Source organism: Arenibacter latericius DSM 15913 (genome assembly GCF_000424985.1).
Classification (GTDB): Bacteria; Bacteroidota; Bacteroidia; order Flavobacteriales; family Flavobacteriaceae; genus Arenibacter; species Arenibacter latericius.
In genome coordinates this window covers 21,161-43,298 of record NZ_AUKX01000005.1, presented here as the reverse complement: position 1 = coordinate 43,298, position 22,138 = coordinate 21,161, and the positions used below count along the sequence as shown (strand labels likewise).

General features: G+C 38.5%; 12 protein-coding genes. 3 read left to right on the top strand and 9 right to left on the bottom strand.

The window, feature by feature from the left end:
* Positions 1-170: 170 nt before the first annotated feature.
* Positions 171-1,547, bottom strand: coding sequence for a Gfo/Idh/MocA family protein (locus tag H344_RS0103270; protein ID WP_026808978.1), 1,377 nt, complete (start codon positions 1,545-1,547; stop codon positions 171-173).
* Positions 1,548-1,796: 249 nt separating this feature from the next.
* On the opposite strand from H344_RS0103270, the gene H344_RS0103265 reads away from it, so the two are divergent.
* Entirely contained in the window at positions 1,797-3,527 is a 1,731-nt protein-coding gene (locus tag H344_RS0103265; RefSeq protein WP_026808977.1) for an APC family permease, read from the top strand.
* Positions 3,528-3,748: 221 nt separating this feature from the next.
* Entirely contained in the window at positions 3,749-4,006 is a 258-nt protein-coding gene (locus H344_RS0103260; RefSeq protein ID WP_026808976.1) for a hypothetical protein, read from the top strand.
* Between the two features lie 182 nt (positions 4,007-4,188).
* Here H344_RS0103260 and H344_RS0103255 read toward each other — a convergent pair whose 3' ends face one another.
* On the bottom strand, positions 4,189-6,828 hold the full coding sequence (locus tag H344_RS0103255) for an MGH1-like glycoside hydrolase domain-containing protein (RefSeq protein WP_026808975.1): 2,640 nt from the start codon (positions 6,826-6,828) through the stop codon (positions 4,189-4,191).
* 341 nt (positions 6,829-7,169) lie between these two features.
* Between H344_RS0103255 and H344_RS0103250 the strand changes: the two genes are divergently transcribed.
* Positions 7,170-8,516: a Gfo/Idh/MocA family protein gene (locus H344_RS0103250; protein WP_026808974.1), complete on the top strand. Its 1,347-nt coding sequence runs from the start codon at positions 7,170-7,172 to the stop codon at positions 8,514-8,516.
* A gap of 273 nt (positions 8,517-8,789) precedes the next feature.
* Here the strand turns inward: H344_RS0103250 and H344_RS0103245 are convergent, their stop codons facing one another.
* From H344_RS0103245 to H344_RS0103215, 7 genes are all read right to left on the bottom strand, one after another.
* Positions 8,790-10,499, bottom strand: a complete 1,710-nt coding sequence (locus tag H344_RS0103245; protein ID WP_026808973.1) for a RagB/SusD family nutrient uptake outer membrane protein — start codon at positions 10,497-10,499, stop codon at positions 8,790-8,792.
* 11 nt (positions 10,500-10,510) lie between these two features.
* Positions 10,511-13,522 (bottom strand): SusC/RagA family TonB-linked outer membrane protein, encoded by a 3,012-nt coding sequence (locus H344_RS0103240; RefSeq protein ID WP_084148730.1) that lies wholly within the window; start codon positions 13,520-13,522, stop codon positions 10,511-10,513.
* Positions 13,523-13,983: 461 nt separating this feature from the next.
* Positions 13,984-16,200: a M60 family metallopeptidase gene (locus H344_RS19660; protein ID WP_051254073.1), complete on the bottom strand. Its 2,217-nt coding sequence runs from the start codon at positions 16,198-16,200 to the stop codon at positions 13,984-13,986.
* Positions 16,201-16,430: 230 nt separating this feature from the next.
* Positions 16,431-16,871 carry a hypothetical protein gene (locus tag H344_RS0103230; protein ID WP_026808971.1) on the bottom strand — a complete coding sequence of 147 codons (441 nt, stop codon included), beginning with the start codon at positions 16,869-16,871 and terminating at the stop codon, positions 16,431-16,433.
* A 54-nt stretch (positions 16,872-16,925) separates the two neighbouring features.
* Positions 16,926-17,624 (bottom strand): fibronectin type III domain-containing protein, encoded by a 699-nt coding sequence (locus tag H344_RS0103225; protein WP_026808970.1) that lies wholly within the window; start codon positions 17,622-17,624, stop codon positions 16,926-16,928.
* Entirely contained in the window at positions 17,621-21,646 is a 4,026-nt protein-coding gene (locus H344_RS0103220; RefSeq protein ID WP_169514948.1) for a discoidin domain-containing protein, read from the bottom strand. The genes H344_RS0103225 and H344_RS0103220 overlap by 4 nt, the downstream gene beginning before the upstream one ends.
* A 32-nt stretch (positions 21,647-21,678) precedes the next feature.
* On the bottom strand, positions 21,679-22,131 hold the full coding sequence (locus H344_RS0103215; RefSeq protein WP_026808968.1) for a DUF4488 domain-containing protein: 453 nt from the start codon (positions 22,129-22,131) through the stop codon (positions 21,679-21,681).
* Positions 22,132-22,138: the final 7 nt, after the last annotated feature.

Sequence of the window (22,138 nt, the reverse complement as noted above, 5' to 3'; positions counted from 1 at the left end):
TCTTTTGCGAATCAATTTTTCACTCGATAATCGAGATTTGAATGCTCCGAGGCGAACCTCGAAATCAATAATTCTTCCTTTTAATGCCTTGTAGGCCTGTCCCTACCATTTTAGGCGAGCTTGCCCCGAGGTAGTTTACTTTATACCATTTCCCATCTTCAAACTATATTTTATAAAAAATCCTTGGGATGAGGATGTTTCCAAGGTGCCCTGTATTCTCTTTGCAAAAGGGCGGTAGCTTCCTCATCGTTTACCACTATAATTTTATTAGGATTATAGACCAACGGCCTACCAGTGGCCATGGATAGGTTGGCTAAAATGCAACTTGCCGAAGAGATATGTCCTTCTCGGATATCGGCAATAGGCAAGCTATTCTGGTCAATTGCAGCTAAGAAATCTAACATGTGAAGTCGTGTAGCCGGAGCGGCATTTAATTCAATATCCTTTTCGGTAAGATCCTCTGGGTACTTCTCCTTCTCATAGACCACATCTTTATGTATTTTCTCTCCATCACCATGAGGAATAAAATCGTATTTCATGGTACTACCCATGAGAGTTCCTTTTTCGCCGTACAGTTTAAAAGACCATGGATATTCGGGATCTGCGGGGGTGCCCCATGTACGGTGTTGCCAAACGCAGTTTAGGTCTTCAAATTCGAAAATTGCTGTCTGCGTATCGGCTATATTTGACTTCCCCTCTTTCTGCACATAGATTCCTCCGGTTGAGCTGATTCTTTTTGGCCAATCTAATGCGAGCATCCAACGTACAGTATCTAACATATGTACACACATATCGCCCATTATCCCATTTCCGTATTCCATAAATGTACGCCACCAACGTCTATGGGGGAGTCCATCATAGGGTCTTAGGGGTGCTGGGCCGGTCCACATCTCATAATCCAAATACTCGGGGACTTGTTGTAGGGGAGGGTTGTCATTAGCTCTCATGTGGTAGTAGCAGGACATTTCTACATGGGAGACTTTTCCCAATAAGCCGGCATCTACAATGTTCTTTTTGGCCTCTATAAGGTGAGGAGTGCTTTTCCTTTGGGTACCTACTTGTACAATTCTGTTGTATTTTCGAGCTGCAGCCACCATAGCCTCACCTTCTACCACATCGGTACTTATGGGTTTTTGCACGTAAACATGGGCGCCAGATTTTAGAGCCTCTATGGTCTGTAGGGCATGCCAATGGTCAGGGGTACCAATAATAACGATATCTAAATCTTTTTCTGCGAGCATTTTTCTATAATCCCTATACATTCTAGGCATCTTTTTAGATTGTTGTCGCTGACTGATTAAGGCGGCCGCTTCGGAAAGGAGTTTATTATCTACATCGCAAATAGAAACTACGTTTACCTGGGTTACCTGCATCAACCTAAACAGGTCGCTCTTTCCGTACCATCCAGTTCCTATGAGGCCTACCCGCCAAGGCCTATTGCGATGCATCAATTCAAACCCATAGGCACCAAATGATGAGAGTACCATAGATGCTGTAGCTCCTTTTATAAAATTTCTCCTATTGATGTTGAATATGTTCTGATCCATGTATTGTTAGTTATTTTACTTGCTTGGTAAGTGCTGTATTTAGTTTTGATATAGTCTAATTGTTGCTATTGGAAAGGGGTGCAACCATTTAAAGATAGCAAAAAATGATTTATGGGTTTCTTACTAAAAATTTTAAATCATGTTCATTCTATAAATTAAAAGCAATTCATTTATAAGCCCGAATAGCCTTAAAATCACCGATTTACTCGTACCTTTAAGTAAGATTTCTTTTCTGTAATCTTTTTTTAGATGAAGAAAAAACTGAATCAACTAGAAGCTACCGCAATTTGTGGCAATGATATAAGCTCTTCTTGTTTATATGTGTCCGCTTTGGCCATTGTTTATGCAGGGCAATATGCCTGGATATCACTTTTAATGGTAGCTGGAGTGTTATATCTGTTTAGAGAAATTTATGGAGAGGTTGTGGGGGCGCTTCCCTTGAATGGGGGAGCCTACAATGCGCTTTTGAATACCACCAAAAAATCTACGGCTTCTTTGGCGGCTTCCTTAACTGTGCTTTCCTATATGACTACTGCGGTTATATCTGCTAGCGAGGCGGTAAAGTATGCCTATAGTATTTGGTCTGTTTTCCCTGTAGTTCCTATTACCATAGGTCTCTTAGCCGTTTTTATGGGATTGGTCTTCATTGGGATTGGGGAATCTTCTAAAGTTGCCATTATAATCTTTGTTTTTCATCTTTTTTCCTTAACCCTTTTATGTGTATTCTGTGTTCTCTTTTTCATGAAAAATGGGGTGGATATTCTTTTGTTGAATTTTAGAGTTCCAATGAAGGGAAGTATATTAAACGCCTTGTTTTTAGGATTTTCGGCGGCCATGTTGGGGATAAGCGGTTTTGAAAGTTCTGCCAATTATGTGGAGGAGCAACAAGATGGAGTTTTTCCAAAGACACTGCGCAATATGTGGGTAGTAGTTACTGTTTTTAATCCGTTGATCGCCTTTTTGGCATTGGCAATTGTTCCAATAGCTAATATCAGTTCCAATCAAGATGCCTTATTATCCTATTTAGGGGGTGTTTCGGGAGGCAATTGGCTTTCACTGCTGATAGGAATTGATGCGGCACTGGTTTTAAGTGGAGCAGTGCTTACTTCCTTTGTGGGGGTTGGCGGACTAATGGAACGTATGGCCTTGGATAGAATTTTACCAAAATTTATGTTGAAAAGGAACCGGAGGAGTAGTCCTTACATGACTTATATTATTTTCTTTTTATTATGTGTTTCTATCTTATTAGTAACTAAAGGCAACCTTGCAAAATTGGCTGGAGTCTATACTATTGCCTTTCTGTCCGTAATGGTTCTTTTTGGGATTGGAAATATGTTACTCAAGATCAATCGTGCCAAATTACCTCGTCCCGAAAGAGCAAGCTGGCCGGGACTGCTTTTAGCGATTTTTGCAGTATTGGTTGCCATGCTCGGGAATGTTATCCTTAACCCTTATTATTTGATGATTTTTGCCGAATATCTTATTCCAACCTTATTGGTGGTATTCTTTATGTTGTACCGGACCGCTATTTTTAAAATCGTTTTAGTAGTTTTAACCTATGTTTTTCCTAATAGGGGGCCTCTTTTTAAAACCTTACATCGATATACCCAACGTATGCTTACCGCAATAAATAAACAGCAATTTGTCTTTTTTACCAAGGATGACAATGTAGCTACCCTAAACAAGGTAATGCTTTATATTACGAGGAATGAACCCTCCAAGATCCTGAAGATTGTTTCTGTGTTGGATAAAAACGATACTATTCCTATCAGGTTAAAGCAGGATATAGATGTGCTAAATAGAGCCTATCCAGAGATCGATATTCAATTTATTGTTGAGGATGGAGTCTTTGGCCCTGCAAAAATTAAGGAGTTTTCAAAACGATGGGGCATCCCTACTAATTTTATGTTTATAGGTTCTCCTAGTGAAAAGTTTCCCTATAAAATTCAAGAGTTGGGAGAGGTTAGGATGATTGTTTAATTGGAGTTTATACTTTGGTGTATTAAGGGATTTAAATTTAAATATTGACCGGTAAGTTTAACTAAGAATCTACTTAGGTAATTCTTTAAAAAAACATTGGATTAGGTAATTTTTAATTTTGTATATTTATATAGGGACTTGCCCCGTGGGCGTCTTTCCATCTAGGTGGAATTAGTATCTCCTCCAAGCCGAAACCAGGAAATAAATAAAGAATCGAAATCATGAGCTATATTTCAGAAAATGTAATTCCCGGAAATTATGGTAAAACTTTTGGAACGGATGCCAAGGAGAAAAGGGATCTAGAACAGATTCAGAAGGAATTGATGAAATTAGAAGGCATTACGGAGGTAATATTAATTGAAGGTTTTCCCAAAGAGTTTAAGGTCCACACTTCTAAAGTGGTACAGATATCCGATATAGAAAAGAAGGTTAGTGCTTTAGGGTTCCACCTTGTGCCCAAAAGTTTCTTTCCTCTTTAATATTCTTTGCTTTTAAAATCCTTGTGATAAGCGAACTGGAGGGCCAAGAAGAAAGTAATGATAGTTTTTAATAATCAGAATTAATCACCAAGAAATGATTTGTTAAGGTGTTGTTAATTAGGTAGTTGTAAAAACACTCCACTTAAAACATCTTTTTAAGTGGAGTGTATATATATTTAGTTTTATTCAATGTCTGCTAATAGATTAGCTACAAGTGCTGTCCATCCAGTTTGGTGGGAAGCACCTGCACCACGACCATTATCTCCATGAAAATACTCGTAAAAGAGAACCAAGTCCTTAAAATGGGGGTCTTTGTAATGCTTCTCATGTAGCTTATGTATGGGGCGGTTTCCTTTAGCGTCTGTCTTAAATAGTTGGGTTAGCCGAGTCCCTATTTCATCGCTTATATCTCTTAGGTTCATTTTATCCTCTTTTCCTGTCGGGAAATTAAACGTAAGACTGTCTCCAAAATAACTATGATATTCCCGTAGCGAATCTAGAAACAAATAGTTCATAGGCATCCATATAGGGCCTCTCCAATTGGAGTTACCACCAAATAGTCGGGTAGAGGACTCCGCCGGCTCATAATTAATACAATAATTAGTTCCTGCTATATTAATATTATAGGGTTTTTCATGAACCTTAGAAAGGGAGCGTATACCGTGTGGGGATAAGAACTCTTTCTCACTTAGCATGCTACTCATCAATATATTAAGTCGAGCTTTAGGAACTAATGATAGGAGCACATCCTCCCCTTCATTAAATTCTTCCATTACTCGGTATTTTGCAGTCTGAATACGGTGTGTTCTAAACCACTGCATACTTTTACGGAAGCGAGGGAGTTTTTCTAAATACTCTTTCTTAATGTTTAGTACTGCCGCAAGGGATAATAATCCAGAAATTGACCTTACTTTTATTTGAAACGACTCTCCATTGGGTAGGATAAGATTGTCATAGAAAAAGCCGTCATGCTGGTCCCAAGAACCTTTATATCCTTCTTTCAAGGTATTCAACGCTTCAGCAATAAAGACAAAATGGCCAAAGTATTTCATTGCCATATCTTCAAAAGAATCGTCTTCTAAGGATATCTCTAAGGCCATCTCCAACATGTTTAGGCAGTAAAGAGCCATCCACGAAGTCCCATCCACCTGTTCTAATATACCACCGCCTGGCACCCCGTTACTACGGTCAAATACTCCTATATTATCTAGACCTAAAAATCCGCCTTCAAAAACATTTTTCTCTTCTCTATCTACTCGGTTTACCCACCAAGTGAAATTCAGAGCTAATTTATTGAACATCCTTTTTAAAAATCGAATATCCCCTTTCCCGGTCTTCTTTTTTTCGAGTTGAAATACTTGTAGGGAAGCCCAAGCCTGTACGGGAGGGTTAACATCGCTGAAATTCCATTCGTAAGCCGGAATCTGCCCGCTAGGAGACATATACCATTCCTTTGTAAATAAAAGCAATTGCTCCTTGGCAAAATTAGCGTCTACTAAAGCAATAGAAACGCAATGAAAGGCAGTATCCCATGCTGCAAACCATGGGTATTCCCATTTATCTGGCATGGATAATATATCGTGAATCCTAAGGGTTTCCCATTGGTTATTCCTACCGTGGTAACGACTAGGGGAAGGGGGGAATTCTTTAAAATCGCCTTCCAACCATTTTTCAACCTCATAGTTATAATATTGTTTAGACCATAATAATCCTGCTATGGCCTGTCTTTGAATCTCTAGGGACTCTTTATCAGAGTCGGGGAAAGTGGCTTCTAAAAACTCCTGTGACTCTTTTACTCGCTCTGCAAATACGGTATCGAACCCTTCGTCAAAGGGGTTTTCTAAGGAACCATTTGTTAGTCTTAATTTTACTGTTTTGGTTTCCCCTGCTTTAAGCTGCATTTTGTACATAGGAGCAAATTTGGTGCCCTCTTGTTTTAATTTCGCTTTTGAATAATCCCCTTTGATTACTGTATCGTGGAAAAAATCTTTTTTATAGGGATGATCATTAGGTTGTAAATAGAGCTTCTCCATATTGGTCTCATTTTCGGTGAAGAGTAATTGAGAAGGCTCCTCAAAATACATATTGTATTTACCAACGTAAATGTGATCTACGGATACATAGGGTACTCCATTTTTAACTTCTTTTTTTATGCTAGGTTTCTCTGGCATTCCCACAAAGCTCCAGAAGTTCCGTATCCACAAGGTGGGTAATAAATATAGGGGAGCAGGTTTGTCACTTCTATTGCTAACGGTTATTTTTATCAGGAGATCCTGCTCATCTGCTTTAGCATACTCGGTATAAACATCAAAGTATTCGTTATTATCAAAGATGCCCGTATCCAAAATTTCATACTCCAGATCTTGTTTGCCGCGTCTACTATTTTCTTCAACTAGATCTTTATAAGGAAATTCGTTTTGCGGATACTTATAAAGATGCTTCATATAAGAATGGGTGGGGGTATTTTCTAGATAGTAGTAAAGTTCCTTTACATCTTCCCCATGGTTTCCTTGTGGACCAGTAAGCCCAAAAAGTCGCTCTTTTAGAATAGAATCCTTCCCGTTCCATAGCGCCACACCGAAGCAAATGTTACAATATTTGTCCGAGATACCTGCAATTCCATCTTCACCCCAACGATAGGTTCTACTACGAGAGCTATCATGAGAAAAATAATTCCATGCATCTCCACCTGGGCTATAATCTTCCCTTACGGTACCCCATTGTCTCTCACTTAAATACGGACCCCATTTATACCAATCTTTAGTATTGACTAGATTTTCCTCTAAGCGCTTTTCCTCATTTGTTAGCTTGTTACTTTTCATCTCTGCTTGCTCTTGGTTTTAAGGGTATATCCTATTATCGGCTTATTTTTTTTCGGTCTTAAAGATAACATTTGTTCTTTAACTAAGAAATCTTATGTTTTCTTGTAATAATAAGCATTTAGAGGGCTAAATCAATATTTAGTAATCTATATTTTTTAGGTTGTTTAAAAGTAAGATTAGTGTAATTTTTTATGACAGCTAAAAAGTAAGTGTTTAAATTTAAAATGTAAATTGTACGGTTGCTATTTAATACTTATCTTAACAGCTTGTATAAAATGATTTTGGTTTAATAAGAAAACCACAAATCGGAATCTTGATATAAAACAAATAAACTTCTACGAATGAAAATTAATGACAATTCCAAAAAATCTCCTGCTAATAAAAAAAATAGCAGAAGGGATTTTTGTAAGAGTAGTGCTTTAGTTACGGGTGCTATGATCTTACCGGGTATGCAAATGAACGCTATGGTAAACGTAGCTAACGATAAAATGTTGAAAATTGCTTTGGTAGGTTGTGGTGGTCGAGGTACGGGAGCTGCTATACAGGCTTTAAAGGCCGATCCAAATACCGAACTGGTTGCTATGGCTGATGCATTTGAGGATAGGCTACAGGGAAGTTTAATTAACGTGAAAAAGGCTTTTGACGGTTCTAAAAGGGTGAATGTTCCCAAGGAAAATCAGTTTGTAGGTTTTGATGGAGCAGAAAAAGCAATGGCTCTTGCCGATGTAGTTATTTTAGCAACTCCTCCTGGATTTAGGCCTCAGCATTTTGAATTTGCCGTAAATGCAGGGAAGCACGTATTTATGGAAAAACCGGTTGCAACAGATGTGCCAGGGGTACGTAAAGTATTGGCTGCCGCAAAGGTTGCTAAGGAGAAAAAATTAAATGTGGTAGTGGGGTTACAACGACATTACCAGGACAATTATTTGGCCGGACTCCAACAAATTAAGGAAAATAAGATCGGGAAAATTGTTTCCGGACAAGTATATTGGAATAGTGGAGGCGTATGGGTACGTGAGAGACAGCCTGGACAATCCGAATTGGAGTACCAAATGCGTAACTGGTATTACTTTAACTGGTTGTGCGGAGACCATATATTAGAGCAGCACATCCACAATATTGATGTGGCTAACTGGTTTATTGGAGAATATCCTATCTCAGCTCAAGGTATGGGAGGAAGACAGGTACGTACCGGAAAAGACCATGGAGAAATTTATGACCATCACTTTGTAGAATACACCTATCCAAGTGGAGCTGTAATTGCTAGTCAGTGTAGGCACCATCCAGAAACAATGAATAGGGTAGCAGAGGTGTTCCAAGGTACTAAAGGAACTATAGAGACTTATGGCGATAATACCTTTATTAAAGATTATAATGGCGGGGATATATTTACTCATAGAGGTAAAGACGATCCTAACCCATATCAGGTAGAGCATGTAAAACTATTCCAATCCATTAGAAACAAAGGAGTAATTAGCGATGCGGAAAATGGTGCTAAGAGTACTATGAGCGCAATTATTGGACGTATGGCTACGTATTCTGGGAAGGTTATTAAACTGGAAGAAGCAATGCAGTCTAACATCGCTTTAGTTCCAGATAACCTGACATGGGATTCCCCAGCGCCGGTGCAGCCAAATGCAGATGGCACTTATAATATTCCAATGCCTGGAAAGACTCTGGTGATTTAGTTTTAAGTAAGTAGTATAATAAAAATCCCAAGTACTCTTAAGATTTAAGAGGGCTTGGGATTTTTTGTTGTTGTCAATGGTTAGGCCACGATCATGGTGTCTTTTTTATAGTTGAATTTCACCTACACTATTTTTTTACAAAAAAGGAACATAGCAAAACAATGAGAATTATATAAAATGAGGTTAGGAATCATTAAGTAAAAAGCCCTTACGTATTTTATTCGTAAGGGCTTTTTTTGCAGAGTAAATTTAACTAATAACCTGTATTATTTACTATTGTGTTGGATTCTGTGTAAGAGTTCCAGGGTACGAGTTAATAGCATCTTGTGGAATATAGTATATAACACGGAAGTCATTAGCCGAGATGTCTTCAAATTGATTATGAGGTCCCGGATATTGACGAGTTAATTCTTTTCCATTACGGAATACATCATAACTCCTTTCTGCCTGGTAGGCTAGCTCTAATTGACGCTCCTTATCAATACGCGTACTTGCGTTAGTAGCATCCAAAGAGTTATATCCTCCATCTACAATAGCACGCTCTCTAATTCTGTTTAAATCACCTAAAGCAGCTTCATAATTTCCTAGTTTAGCATATGCTTCGGCACGGTTCAGGTAAATTTCACCCAAACGGCTAATAACTGGAGAATGCAAGTGAGATTCCTCTCCTTCACGAGATGCTTTGGTGATGTAGAACTGTGGATACACACGATTAAGAGTTATAAAGTTATCTATAACACCCTTATAGGTTTTACCATCTTTATAAAGGATGGTATAAATTTCTTGCTCGGTATCAACAGGAGTCAAGATATAGGTGTTGTCTCCTTCTTTACAGCTTATGATACCAGCATTACGGCTAATCTCTGCTTGAACGTAATTTAAACTTCCATTATCATCTTTGATGAAACGGAATACCTCGGTGAACTCCCCTGTATCTGCATCTTTAGCATAGGTAGGCTCTATAAAAGCAGCCCGTGCATCAACCAAATTATAACTGTCCGAGCGCCAGTCATTACGACCGGTTTCGTTTAGTAAATCAATATATTTGGCACTTGCGTACATTTCACCCCAGCCCATACCACCTAGGTTGGCATACATTCCTCCAACTCCATAGTAGTGATCGAATCCAGAAAATTCCGAAGCCACACGTTTAATAGCGAAAATGGTTTCTTCATTATTTTCAGGGATAAAAGTATTGTACTTCATAAAATCTTCCCTTGGCAATAAAGAATACTTCCCTGAATTAATTACTTTATCCGCGTAGTCTACTGCAAGTTGAGCATATTCTGTATTGGGTGATGTATACGTGCCACTCATAAAGAGATAAATACGAGAAAGCATAGCCTGAGCCGCTTCTTTGGTAGCATATATTGGATCTTTCTCTAAATTGAGTAATTCTTCTGCCTTCTTTAAATCGCTGATGGCTTGCTCATACGATTCCTTAACAGTAGCACGATCCTCTAACTCCAAATTAATTACATCCTCAGGAGTTCCGTTAACTATAGGCACTCCTAAATTTGTTTCTGGATCTTGATAATATGGACGACCGAATGCACGGGTAAGGTAAAAATACATCATACCACGTACGTAGTAAGATTCACCAATTTTATTATCTATTTCTGGACTTTGTCCTTCGTCAATCATATCAATGATATTAGAGGCCTGTGCAATAGCTTTATATCCCGAATTCCAAAACTGGGTTAAACGATAGTTATTTGGTGTACGAGAATAGGAAATAAATTCGTAGAATGCATCTGTAGAGGATCCACGAATCATCATATTATCTCCGGCATATTCCCCCATACGATGCATGGGGTCTGACCATGCTTTTAACTGAGCGTACATTCCGTTTAGTAATGATTCTAGGGAAGCATCTGGATCTTGAACAATTGTTTCCGAGTCCATACTTCCATAAGGGTAGCGGTCAATATCACAGGCAGAAAGTCCTGCGATAGCTAATATGGATATAAATATTTTTTTCATGTTGTTTCTAATTAAAATTTCAAGTTAAGGCCAAGCATAAATTTACGTGTTGCCGGATATACCCCTGGTCCTGTGGATCCCATAATTGCTCCATTATCATTAACTGGAATTTCAGGATCTACCCCAGAATAATCGGTGATAGTAAATAGGTTTTCCCCAGTGAATGAAATACGTAAGTTGTCAATATTATACTGGCTCAGATCAAGATTGTAACCCAAAGTAAGAGAGCGCATCTTTAAAAAATCACTTTTCTCTAAAAAACGGGTTGAGGTAGCATTTCCTTTGTCTTGGTTATTATACCTTGCAATTGGGTGAGTGGCTATATCGCCTGGTTTTTCCCAACGACTCCATCCCGGTCTAAGACGCATTTGATTACGGTCTGTATAGGTACCGTCTGAGTCGTATTCTTGACGAGAGTAATTATAGATCTTTCCACCTATAGAATAGCCAAAAACTGCGTTGAGGTCGAATCGCTTATAAGATAAGGCAGTGGTAAACCCTCCAAATAGATCGGGAGAAACTTTACCAGTTTTTTCAAAGGTAGCTTCGGAATAGTTAGAAGTGGTAGTTCTAGAAAGTTCGTTACCTTCATTGTCTCTTTCTACTTTATACCACATAGGTAATCCGTTTTCAGAATTTACCCCTGCCCATTCTTTTAGATAATAGGTGTCTACTGGGCGACCCGGCTCTAGCATTCGCTGTGCAGAACCAGCAATACCTAGTCCATCACTAATGATTATTGGTCTAACTACATAATTTCCACTGGCATCTTTTGTCTTATATAGTTTTGTTAATTTATTTACGTTGTGACCCATATTCACATCTAGGCTCCAGATGAAATCCTCATTGCGGATAATATCACCTCCAAAGGCAACTTCTATACCTTTGTTCTTCATTTCGCCTATGTTCTGCCAAATGCTAGTAACTCCAGTTAATCCAGTAACTGGAACTTGGTATAGGATATTATCTGTATTTTTCTCATAGTAATCTACCGTAAGTCTTGCACGGTCATTAAACATTCTTGCATCAATACCCACTCCACTAGTATATGTTTTTTCCCAGGTAAGGTCTTTGTTTCCAATTTGACTGATTAGTGCCCCCGGATTTTCATTGTATCCAGCCCCTGTAGAAACGGCATAAAGGTCATATTGTGGGTATAGGGAACTTGGACGGTTTCCTACAGAACCGTAAGCAACACGTAATTTTAGCGCATCTACCCAGTCTGCCTTAAACCAATCTTCTTGGTCTATGTTCCATCCTCCACTTACTGAGAAGAAGTTTCCATACTTGGCATTGTCACCAAAATTAGATGCTCCATCCCTACGGAAAGATACCTGCCCCATGTATTTACTATCATAAGAATAATTTCCATTAAAAAGTACCGACTGTACAGCCCACTCATTTATACCACCTTTGGTTCGTTCTGGTTTAGAGACTACGTCTAGCACTTCAAAACCAGGAATAAATCCGGTTCCGTAAACGTCTAGAGTTTCACTGCGGTAATCGTTAAATTCATAAGCAAGTAAACCGTTTAGGTAGTGTTTATCCCAACCTTTATTGAATCTTAAAATTTGGTTAGTGTACTGTCGGGTGTACTCCGATCTGTAGTCTGTAATTCGTCCGCCTACACTTTCGCCTCCGTTAGAACGGGGATCTGTGTAACCTTTTGCCTTGTAACTATTGTAGCGAATGTTATTAACAGATGAGAAAGTTAACCAGTCGGTCAATTTAATATCGAAATCAAAGTTCCCCATAAATTCATAGTTTTTATTGGCGGAGTGATTCCATTGTAAGTCGTACAAGTAGTTGGTACTTGCACTGTTTACCCATCCATTATAACGATGGGGTACTAAGTTTCCGTTTTCGTCGAAAGGACTATCCCATGGCAAATTAGAGTACATAGCTGTAGTAGAATACTGTTTGTCTTCCACATCACGAAGCGAACCTACTAAGGCGGGCTTTACCGTTAACCAATCAAAAGGTTTGTATTCTGTTTTAAAGCGGAAATTATAACGCTTATAATCATATCCTTTAACTGCGCCTTGCTCATCGTATAATCCTACGGACATAAAGGAGCGTAGTGTTTCGGAACCACCTTCAATGGAAACATTGTAATTCCGTGTTAAACCACTTTGGGTTGCAAGGTTCCACCAATCGAAATTGCTATTGCGCAAGTCGGCGTTCCAGCGAGGAAAAGAAATCTGATCGGCATTAGAGAAGGACGCGTAAGTATCGTACAATTCTGCCCCGTTCATCATTTTAGTGTTTCCATTGTTAAGTTGACTAAAGCCTAATTTTGTGGAAATATTCACGCTAGTTTTCCCCATTTTAGCTCTTTTAGTGGTCACTACAATAACCCCGTTTGCTCCCTGAGATCCGTAAATAGAAGTTGAAGCGGCATCTTTTAATATGGTCATAGACTCAATATCTTCCGGGTTTAGTTCACCTGCTCCAGACCCTACAATAACACCATCTATAACCCATAGCGGGCTAGTAGTACCACTTAATGTAGCCTGTCCTCGGATAACCACACCCCCTCTAGAACCAGGCCTTCCGGATCCAGGTGCAACAAATACACCAGGAGCTTTACCATTTAGCATGTTTTCTACAGAAGGGGTCGTTACGTTGCGTAATTCTTCACCATCAACGGTTTGTAAAGATCCGGTTAAGCTTTCTCTCTTTTGAGTGCTATATCCTACAACCACTACTTCATCTAATAGGGCAGCATCTTCAACTAGGCTAATATCTATATTTGTTTGATTTGTAATAGTAATTTCTTGAGATAAATACCCAAGTGAGCTAAATACCAATACACTTCCGCTAGTTACATTGATGGAATAATTTCCATCGAAATCTGTTGCTACTCCATTGGTTGTGTTTTTTTCTACCACATTAACTCCTGGAATTGGAGTGGCTGAACTTGCGTCTGTAACCACTCCTGTTATGCTAATTTCTTGAGCCTGAGCTGCAAAGGTGAAGATTAGCATAAGTAGGAATAATCCTTTGTTAATTGTTTTTTTCATTGTTTAGTTTAATTTAATTAGGTGTTAATTTTTAAAAGGTGAATAATTTAAGTGTTCATTAATAGTGATGTGTTCTTCATTGTTAATTATTGATTTTGCTGTTGTTTAAAAAAAAATAAAAGTCTTCTGTTAGGCTAAGAATTATACTCTGTTTTATACAATAGAATATGAATTCTGACGGAAAAAAGTCGTAAAGCTGTACAATTTTTCAATGTTAACCAAATTTTATAATGCTATTTTAATTTGGTTTTAAGAGGATTTCTTTGTGTAAAATCTCATCTAATTATATCTCATGAGCCCTTTTTGGTGCTTGTTTTTTTATGCCATAGTCGGCAGTTCTTAAGTTTTTTGTAATAAAAAAATGGTATGCGATTGGGAAATTTCCCTTTCACATACCATTATATTTTTAATGAGGTAGCGTCTAATTTACTTTATCAATTAGACGTAATCTCCTTGAAACTTTAATTTACGGACAATTCTATACGCTCCCCGTCATAGCCAACTGCAAATATTTTGTCATTGGATTCAAAATTGGCAACTGTAAAAGTAGCTCTTGGCGATATATAAATAATATTACCATCTCGCTCTTGTTGATAAACGGCAGCGTTATTTGTTCCAGAAATAGTAACTTTTGTATTAGATACATATGCTTTCCCTACACTAAGAGCACCTTTATTTTTAAATGTGTTTAAACTTTGCTCGTGTAAAAACTGCAATTTCATCTCAGGTTCTGGATAGCCTTTACTTTTAATATAGGATATGGCATCGTCTACCATGGATTGTGTAACGTTTATTGTTCCCTGTCCGTAATCATCTAAGTCTGCATTAACTGCTTTAAGAAATCCCCAGTCTATAAAGAACTCTGTTAAATCTGTTTCTGCAATATCAGAACATATTTTAGCAAACTCAACCTGAGCAGCCCCATGAGAAGATGGATTGTCGCTTACTCTAATTCTTTCGTGTACGTCTTTATAAAAATCTTCATTACCCAATACATTGGAGAAATATAGTTGTAATTGCCAAAAGGGTACTAGTTTACAGAATACATCCCCATGCTCACCATGCGGAAGATTATTAGCTAAAATTTCTGTAAAAGCCTTTTCGTAACGGTTGTTATACGGATTAAGCTGCTCTGCGTCAATTCTAGCCTCATTACCCCATGTGGTTTGTACATAAAGGCTATAAATGTTATTAGAAACCTCGGTCATACCCAACCATCTTAAACCAGGTCTTGTTTGGTTTACATGCCCAACCTCATGTGCAGGTCCCCATGGAGAAGCTTTTAGGGTACTAGGATTACAGAGTGCAGGCATGGTACCTTTACTATACTCCGTTCTATAGGAAGTTGCATACATATACATATCCTGATGGGTGTTGGTTCTAAAATACATGCGGGTCTTATTAGCTCTATTATATTTGTATAGGCCTAAAAAGTCTTGTTCTAAATCAACTATATCATCATAGAGACCAATTAGTTCTATAATATCAGTAGTATGTTGACGAAGGTCGTCTGTAGTAAAAGATAAATGTGCAAATTCACCCAGAACATCAAAATAACTATATTCTGCATTAGTAATTAGATCTTTCCAGTCATCATTGGTATGCTTGGCTACATCAAAATATCCGTTTATTGTACCAGTGGCGAAGTTGGCTCTAACTTGGTATTCATTTTCATCTTGATACATTAAATAAGCAAGTCCTTCAGTATTTACTTTAAAGCGGTTAAGCCCGGGCTGCATTACATAATCTACACCCCCAAAGCCTTCATTATGATTAACAACACTTAGGGATATTTCTCCTTCAAAGTCGTCCATGAAAACAACCATTTCACTTCCTCGTTTAACGTAAATACCAGTAACATTATCATAAATGCCGTAGGTGCTTGTTTTGTTTGTTTTAGCAATTATCCCCGGGTCTGGATAACTTTTAAAGTCACCTATTCTAAATTCGTCATAAACGTTGTTGAAGATAGCAAGTGCCATGGTTTTAATAAAGACATTTTCAATTGCCAAAATATCGTCTTTAGTCACGCCAGGTTTTAATTGGGTACAGGCTTTGTCGCTAAAAACACCAAGACTAGCTTCTAAAGCAGCACTTTTTTTATAAAACTCTATTTCTGCTAAGCTTACAAAATCATTAATTCCTTTTGTAACGGATAGTTTAATAGATTCTGGGTTTTTAAAACCTTCGGGAAAGCTTATAATCTTTGGTGTCATTCCATTATTGAACTCGTACTCATTAAACTTTACAAACTCACTTTCTCCTTGAGTTTTAGTATAAATAGTTAGCTGTAGGATGGCCCCGTTATTATTCCCATCACTTCTAGGATATAGCACAAAATAATCTATTTCGTCTATATCCTTTTCAAAATCATATATTAAGTCAACCGGGTATTCTGTTTGGTTTCCCCATCTGCTATGATAATTTGTTCCTTTATCTCCGTCTAAGGTCTTATCTATATCCGTTCCATTTTGATGCTCACTAGCAGATGCTGAACTAGGAGTTATTTGTGCATCCTTATCTATGCTACTAACACTAGCGGGGGCATAGTAATCAGGATCTTTTTGGGTAACAGTTCCACCCTCTTCGTCTGGTAAAATCACTGGGTTGTCTTTTTCTGAACATCCTACAGAAAAAAGGAAAAAGGTTAATAATAATATTAATAGTTTGGGTTTCATATTGTATTCGTTTTAAAATTTAACATTCGTATTTTAGTGTACTAGTTTTAATTAAAGCTCTTTTATAGGTGAATCCGATAAAATTAAGGGTGTTTAGTCATAGGGATTTCCCGGTAAAAAGAAGTAATAGTTTAAAGGTATTGGTATAATTATTCTTTAAACTATTACTTTGATTACTGTAACCGTACAATGCTCTAAATCTGGAGGATGATTAAATACCCTAGAATCGTCTACTTTTTTATAGTTGGTGAGGGTGTCTCATCTATATTGTTAGATAATGAACTTTCCTTTTTTATCACCTTTCTACTTGATTTTAATGCTATTCCAATAAATATTAGAATAATACCAAAAACAAGATAGTCCCATTCTCCTCCAACTCTAAGGTTAGGGAAATTTGAATTCCGTCTTATTTCGGAAAATAGTACACTAATAATATTTGCTATCACAAAACCAAATCCGGCTATGTAGAACAATTTGTTGAGAACGATTAAGAGTGTGGTAAATTCTTCTTTTCTAGGATTAGCAGTTTTATGGATGAATTTGTCTCGCAGAAAATTCATGATTGAAAGGAGTGCACAGAATATGAAGATACTAAGTACTAGTTTTACAAAAAACACATCATATCCTTCTATAAAGGGTACATTCATGTTAAAGGATTGTTGTTTTTCCATAATAAGTAATAGGTTTTAAGGTTCGTTATTTTTATGTTTTTTACTTGATAAGAACTATTTAACCTTAAACTGAAAAAGGTCGGAGGTAGAAGTATTCCCTTTAGAATCTATGGTAATAACTTTCCAATAGTACATAGTTTCCATTTGTACCGCTACATTTTCTAGCTTATTAAGGGACACATTCTCCTTATATAATTTTGGATTTTTACCAACACCAAAATAAACATCATAAGCATTAATATCATTGTCTACGTCGCTGGCAGACCATTCCAAAGTAATTCCATTTTCCGAGTAAGGAAGCTCTACATTAATTTCTGGAGCTACCACCTCGGCCGGAAAAGGGGCATAGGACGATGAGGACTCACTGGCGTTGTAAAATTTCCAAACCTTACTTTCCGCTTTTTCTCCAGAAATGTTGTTTTTGGATATAACATACCAAGAATACGCTACGCCTCTTTCTAGTTCTATGGGGATTTCGCTATTAGAGGTGTTATAACCGATGCTAACCCCTGTTGAGAGGTTTTTCAATTTTAACTCGTAACCGTCTGTATTTAGAGTAGCTTCCCATTTAAAGGTAACGGTACTTTTAGATTTACTTTTTATGACGCCCTCTATACATTCAGAATTGTTTAATGGAAAAACAAGGCTAGCCGCAGTAGGATCTAAATTTTCCTCTTCCTTTGGAGTGTCTCCGCCCTTACTACAAGAAAGGACGGAGAACAGTATACATGATGCTAATATAAAACGTTTCATTTTTTAATTATTTTAAAGTTGTGTTTTCCCTCCTGGGTAGTTAACCGAGCCGCATAAATACCACTGTAAATAAATCCTACTTCAAGCTGTGCAGTACGGTTGTTCACTACAAGGGTTCTAGATAATGTTAGCTTCCCACTTTGATCGAAAATTTCTAGCAACACTAAATTAGAGTTGTCTTCACCAAGGTTTAAGTAGAGGAAGTCCTCTACTGGATTAGGGTATACGAGGATTTGGTTCTCTAGCATAATTTGCTTTTCAAATATCCCCTGACAATCCTTTTCAGTGGTCACGCCAATTTTATTGATCCCGTTTTCTAAGGGGAGTGTCAACTCGTTTTCCGAGGTCTCCCATACCTTGTCATTTATGGTTACCTTGTAACTGGTTCCATTGTACATTTTTAATGATAAAGACTTGGTGCTTGGATCGTAATATGACATGACGGCGATATCCTGTGGTTGACTAATGGAAATATCGTAACAACGCTCAAAATCTGGCTCTCCGTTTACTGTAAAGCATAGCTTATAGGTTCCTGATTTAAGATCTGCAATTTCTAGAGTTTCCGAAAAACTATGAGTGGTATTATAGTTCGTCCCTTCCAGGGAAACTTGGTAGTCCATTACAGTCTTAGCGCTTATAGCTACCTTTCCATTGTCGCTACTCCTACAGGTTTCTGCGAAGACTTCTACGGTAAAATTTGAAGCCGGCAGCGAAAACTTTGTACAGCCATTTGCATCTACAATAGCACCTAGAGGGGTTTCGGGGCAATGGTCGTCTTCATCCAATACAACATCGTTGTCATCGTCCTCATCACAAACATCTCCAATTCCATCTTCATCAAAATCTGCTTGGTCGGGGTTGTCTATGCCAGGGCAGTTATCTGCAACACACCCTATAAAATCTAACTCTCCTATAGAGGCAAAAGCTTGATTGTTAACCTCGGAAAGAGCAACGATCCTAAAATAGCGACCCTTTATAGGTTCTTCAAAATTAATGTGCTGCGGACTAGAGCTGTTGGGCCATTCCCCTGTGTGCACAGGTTCTCCCCAATTGGTATTATCCAAACTGATATAAAGCTGATATTCCTTGATTCGACCATTGGAGCCATGGATACGTGGTTGATAGGTAAACCTACTTAAACTGTAGAAGTTGCCTAAATCTATTTGCAATTCATGCGGATAGGGATCTGTGCCAGTGCTCCATCGGGAATGCCATATGGTATTGGGGTCGCCATCAAAAGCGTTGGAGGCATGTCCACCCTGATTGGTTTCCTCGCTGTTGACGTATAAGAGGGTCCATTCATCCTTAGGGAGGGAAGCAGGATTGCTACAGTCTGTAATGGACGGACAAGTAGTAGTCGTTACCATTTTTTCAATGGTCTTGGAATATACTTTACCATTTTGGGTAACAGTCATCGTTACATCGTAGGACCCTGGTTGTCCTAAGACTACCTTAGGATTTCGGATATTGGGATCACTAATATAACTAGGTTGGGGGGTAATTTCCCATTGCCAGCTGGCCCCTTCGTGTTTTAACATGGAGTGGTCATCAAAGTTAAGGGTATCTAGCATACAGTTACTTAGTCCCTTTTCTACCCAGGGGTTAAGAACGGGTTCAAAATCCTGGTCTTGAAGGAAACTTTCCCATACGCCGGCTCCCCCTGCCACTCTAATTTTTGCATCTCTATAAAAGGGCAAGGCTGTATTTACGCTAAAGTTATCTGGGAAATTATTAGAAAATAATGCCCAATCTGTCATGGATGGGGTTCTGTAATAAATTTTAGACGGAGCTCCCCATCCTCTGGTAGTTACTAGGTATACAAGCTCTTCTCCCGTAGAACTTGGTTGGATTACCAAGACCTTTGTGTTGGCATTCACACTACCCGAAATGTCTTCCCAATTATCACCTCCATCGGTAGATTTAAATACTTTCCCTTTGTTGGAGGTCCAGGTTCCATTGGCATACGTAGCGTATATGGTATTTTCGTCATACGGGGATACAACCATACTGATTCTGCCGTTCATCCCACTTCCCCCAAATTCGGAGCTTGTAAGCGATGGTTTTCGCACCCAAGTTTGTCCGCCATCCTCACTTCTATATAAGCCATTTCCTCTTACATCTACATACATTACCTTAGGATTTATAAAGCTCACTTCTACTTCCATGACCAAATCCGTAAAGGTTTTAAGGGCTGTGAAGTTGACTCCCATATCATTGCTCACCCAAATCGTATTGCCTTCTCCCATATACAGAATTTCGTGGTAGTTGGGATGATGAACTAAACTCCCTCTATTACCCCCATACTCTAACATATTTGGGTATTTATTAAAGTGGAATCTACCTTCCGGGGCTCCTTCGGCGGTTTTGGGAAGTATCCATCCTTGGCCCAAATCATTAAAAGCTACATGCCTGCTTTTTCCTTGTAAGACCCATCCTGTAGGGGACTCTGCACCACCCATTCTTAGGGCCTTGTGCCCGTAAAAGTCGGCCATCGCGGTATTCCCGTTATGGTAGCGTCCTCCAACTACGATATCCTCATTCCATCCCTGATCAAAACCCCACATGTCAGACCCAACCATTCCATTGATTAAGGGATGGAAATCCGTCTCAAAGGCATCGTTGGAAAAGCTTAAACCGCCATCCGTGGCAACATATACGGTATCATCTGGCATCCAATAGATATCTTGGATATCTGGATGGATGCTAAATCGCCCAAAGTAACCACCAATGGCATCAAAAGAATTTCCACCGTCGTTAGTTTTAAATAAGGTAGTAGTACCCACCATAAATACATTTTCGTTATTAGGCGATACTTCTAGAACTAGATCGTAATAACCTTGACCGTTATTGTAGGGAAAGGCTGGGGTGTCACATTCAATGATTTCCGTCCAAGTCCAAGTGCCCGCGTTATATATTCCTTTATACAATAAGGGAGAGTCAATACTAAGCATGGTGCTATATAGGACATTGGTGTTGGCAGCGGACATGGCCAATAATCCTCCTGAATGATCCACAAGTCCGGTTGGAAAGCTGTCCATTTTAGTGAAACTAATGCCACCATCAGAAGACGAATGTATTTCAAAATTCCCCGTTCCGTTTTTAGTCAACGCAAAAATATTGTTAGCGTTCCCCGGCATTATTTGAAGGTCGTAAGCTGTCTTAGATACCTTTTGGTTCCAAGTAGTGCCTGCATCAGTGCTAAGGTGAATTCCTTTATCCGATGAAATAAAAATTTTGTTCGGATTTGTCTCATCAATTACAATATGGTTTACAGATAATTCGGTATTAAGAATTGGTGTCCAGGATTCCCCTCCGTCCAATGACTTATGTACCTGTCTTGAAGCAGCCGCGTAAACAATATGATGGTTGGTGGGATGTACTGCTATACTCGTAACTCCTGATAAAAATAAATAATCCGGAGCCATTAGCGTCCAACTTTGCCCCTTATTCGTGGATTTGTTAACAAATCCAGTCTCGGTTCCTACATAAATAATATTAGGGTTAGATTTGGCCACTGCTACGGAATACACGTTTACTTGCCATGGTGCTATTTCAGGAATCTCGGGATGATTGGCTTCGTTTAGCCAATAGGTATTTCTAGGTCCAAGAAAACTCCAATTTGCATTAGAGGTATCGCTTCCTTTTAGGGTAAGGGTACCACCCTTTTTCACCAATGAAGCTTGTTTCTTCCCGGGTAGGGCAATGGTTCCGTCAGAGAGCACATGGTTGGCAACAACTCGTCTCCAAATTTTATAATACCGTTCAATGGGTGTCTTGCCGGGATCCGTAGCTTTATATGCGTTGTAGCCAGCTTCTATCTCTTTGTAGTTAACAGGGTATTGATACAGTTTTTTGGCCCAGTCCGGAAAAGATTCTTGATAATTTGGCTTATAGGTAATTATAATACCGGGCAATTCATCATAGGGGGTGATGGGAAATTGTGCTTTGGCCTCTCCAATATGAGCAAGGAATGCTAGTATTGGGATCCATTTTGTGATACGCTTTAAAATATGGTTATTCATCTTGAGTATAATATTTTGTGTTTGGTTGGTTATTAAAGTGACAATGGTAACCGTGTCCATTTTTCATCTATCCAATCAATATCATTTGGACTCCAAGACATCAGTAATGTATTACTGTCCACCAACTCGAATTTTATGGTGCTGTTTTTTCCATTTAATCTAGGGTCCATAGTATGTCCAACTATTTCCTCTGCAATAAGATTTTCAGAAGTAATTTCATAATTCCCATACTGTGCAATGGTAGTATCGTTTGTTGGATTCCCAGTACCCCAGGTTATAAATGTATAATAGGTGCCATCTGGGTTCATTACTTTGTAATTACCAGTTTGTACTTCTGTAAGCTTCCCGGTGTTGGGATTTGTTATCCCAGTCTGTTTCCAGATACCTACTAAGGTATTGGAGATAGGGATATGAGTTTCTTTTATCTGTGCCGTTATTGGGGCCGATAAAGAAACTAGTAATAGTAAAATAAATATGTTTTTCATTGCTAAT

Bases quoted from the DNA above. Each gene is read 5' to 3' on its own strand.
- H344_RS0103270 (WP_026808978.1), bottom strand. From the start codon at position 1,547: ATGGATCAGAACATATTCAACATCAATAGGAGAAATTTTATAAAAGGA.
- H344_RS0103265 (WP_026808977.1), top strand. From the start codon at position 1,797: ATGAAGAAAAAACTGAATCAACTAGAAGCTACCGCAATTTGTGGCAAT.
- H344_RS0103260 (WP_026808976.1), top strand. From the start codon at position 3,749: ATGAGCTATATTTCAGAAAATGTAATTCCCGGAAATTATGGTAAAACT.
- H344_RS0103255 (WP_026808975.1), bottom strand. From the start codon at position 6,828: ATGAAAAGTAACAAGCTAACAAATGAGGAAAAGCGCTTAGAGGAAAAT.
- H344_RS0103250 (WP_026808974.1), top strand. From the start codon at position 7,170: ATGAAAATTAATGACAATTCCAAAAAATCTCCTGCTAATAAAAAAAAT.
- H344_RS0103245 (WP_026808973.1), bottom strand. From the start codon at position 10,499: ATGAAAAAAATATTTATATCCATATTAGCTATCGCAGGACTTTCTGCC.
- H344_RS0103240 (WP_084148730.1), bottom strand. From the start codon at position 13,522: ATGAAAAAAACAATTAACAAAGGATTATTCCTACTTATGCTAATCTTC.
- H344_RS19660 (WP_051254073.1), bottom strand. From the start codon at position 16,200: ATGAAACCCAAACTATTAATATTATTATTAACCTTTTTCCTTTTTTCT.
- H344_RS0103230 (WP_026808971.1), bottom strand. From the start codon at position 16,871: ATGGAAAAACAACAATCCTTTAACATGAATGTACCCTTTATAGAAGGA.
- H344_RS0103225 (WP_026808970.1), bottom strand. From the start codon at position 17,624: ATGAAACGTTTTATATTAGCATCATGTATACTGTTCTCCGTCCTTTCT.
- H344_RS0103220 (WP_169514948.1), bottom strand. From the start codon at position 21,646: ATGAATAACCATATTTTAAAGCGTATCACAAAATGGATCCCAATACTA.
- H344_RS0103215 (WP_026808968.1), bottom strand. From the start codon at position 22,131: ATGAAAAACATATTTATTTTACTATTACTAGTTTCTTTATCGGCCCCA.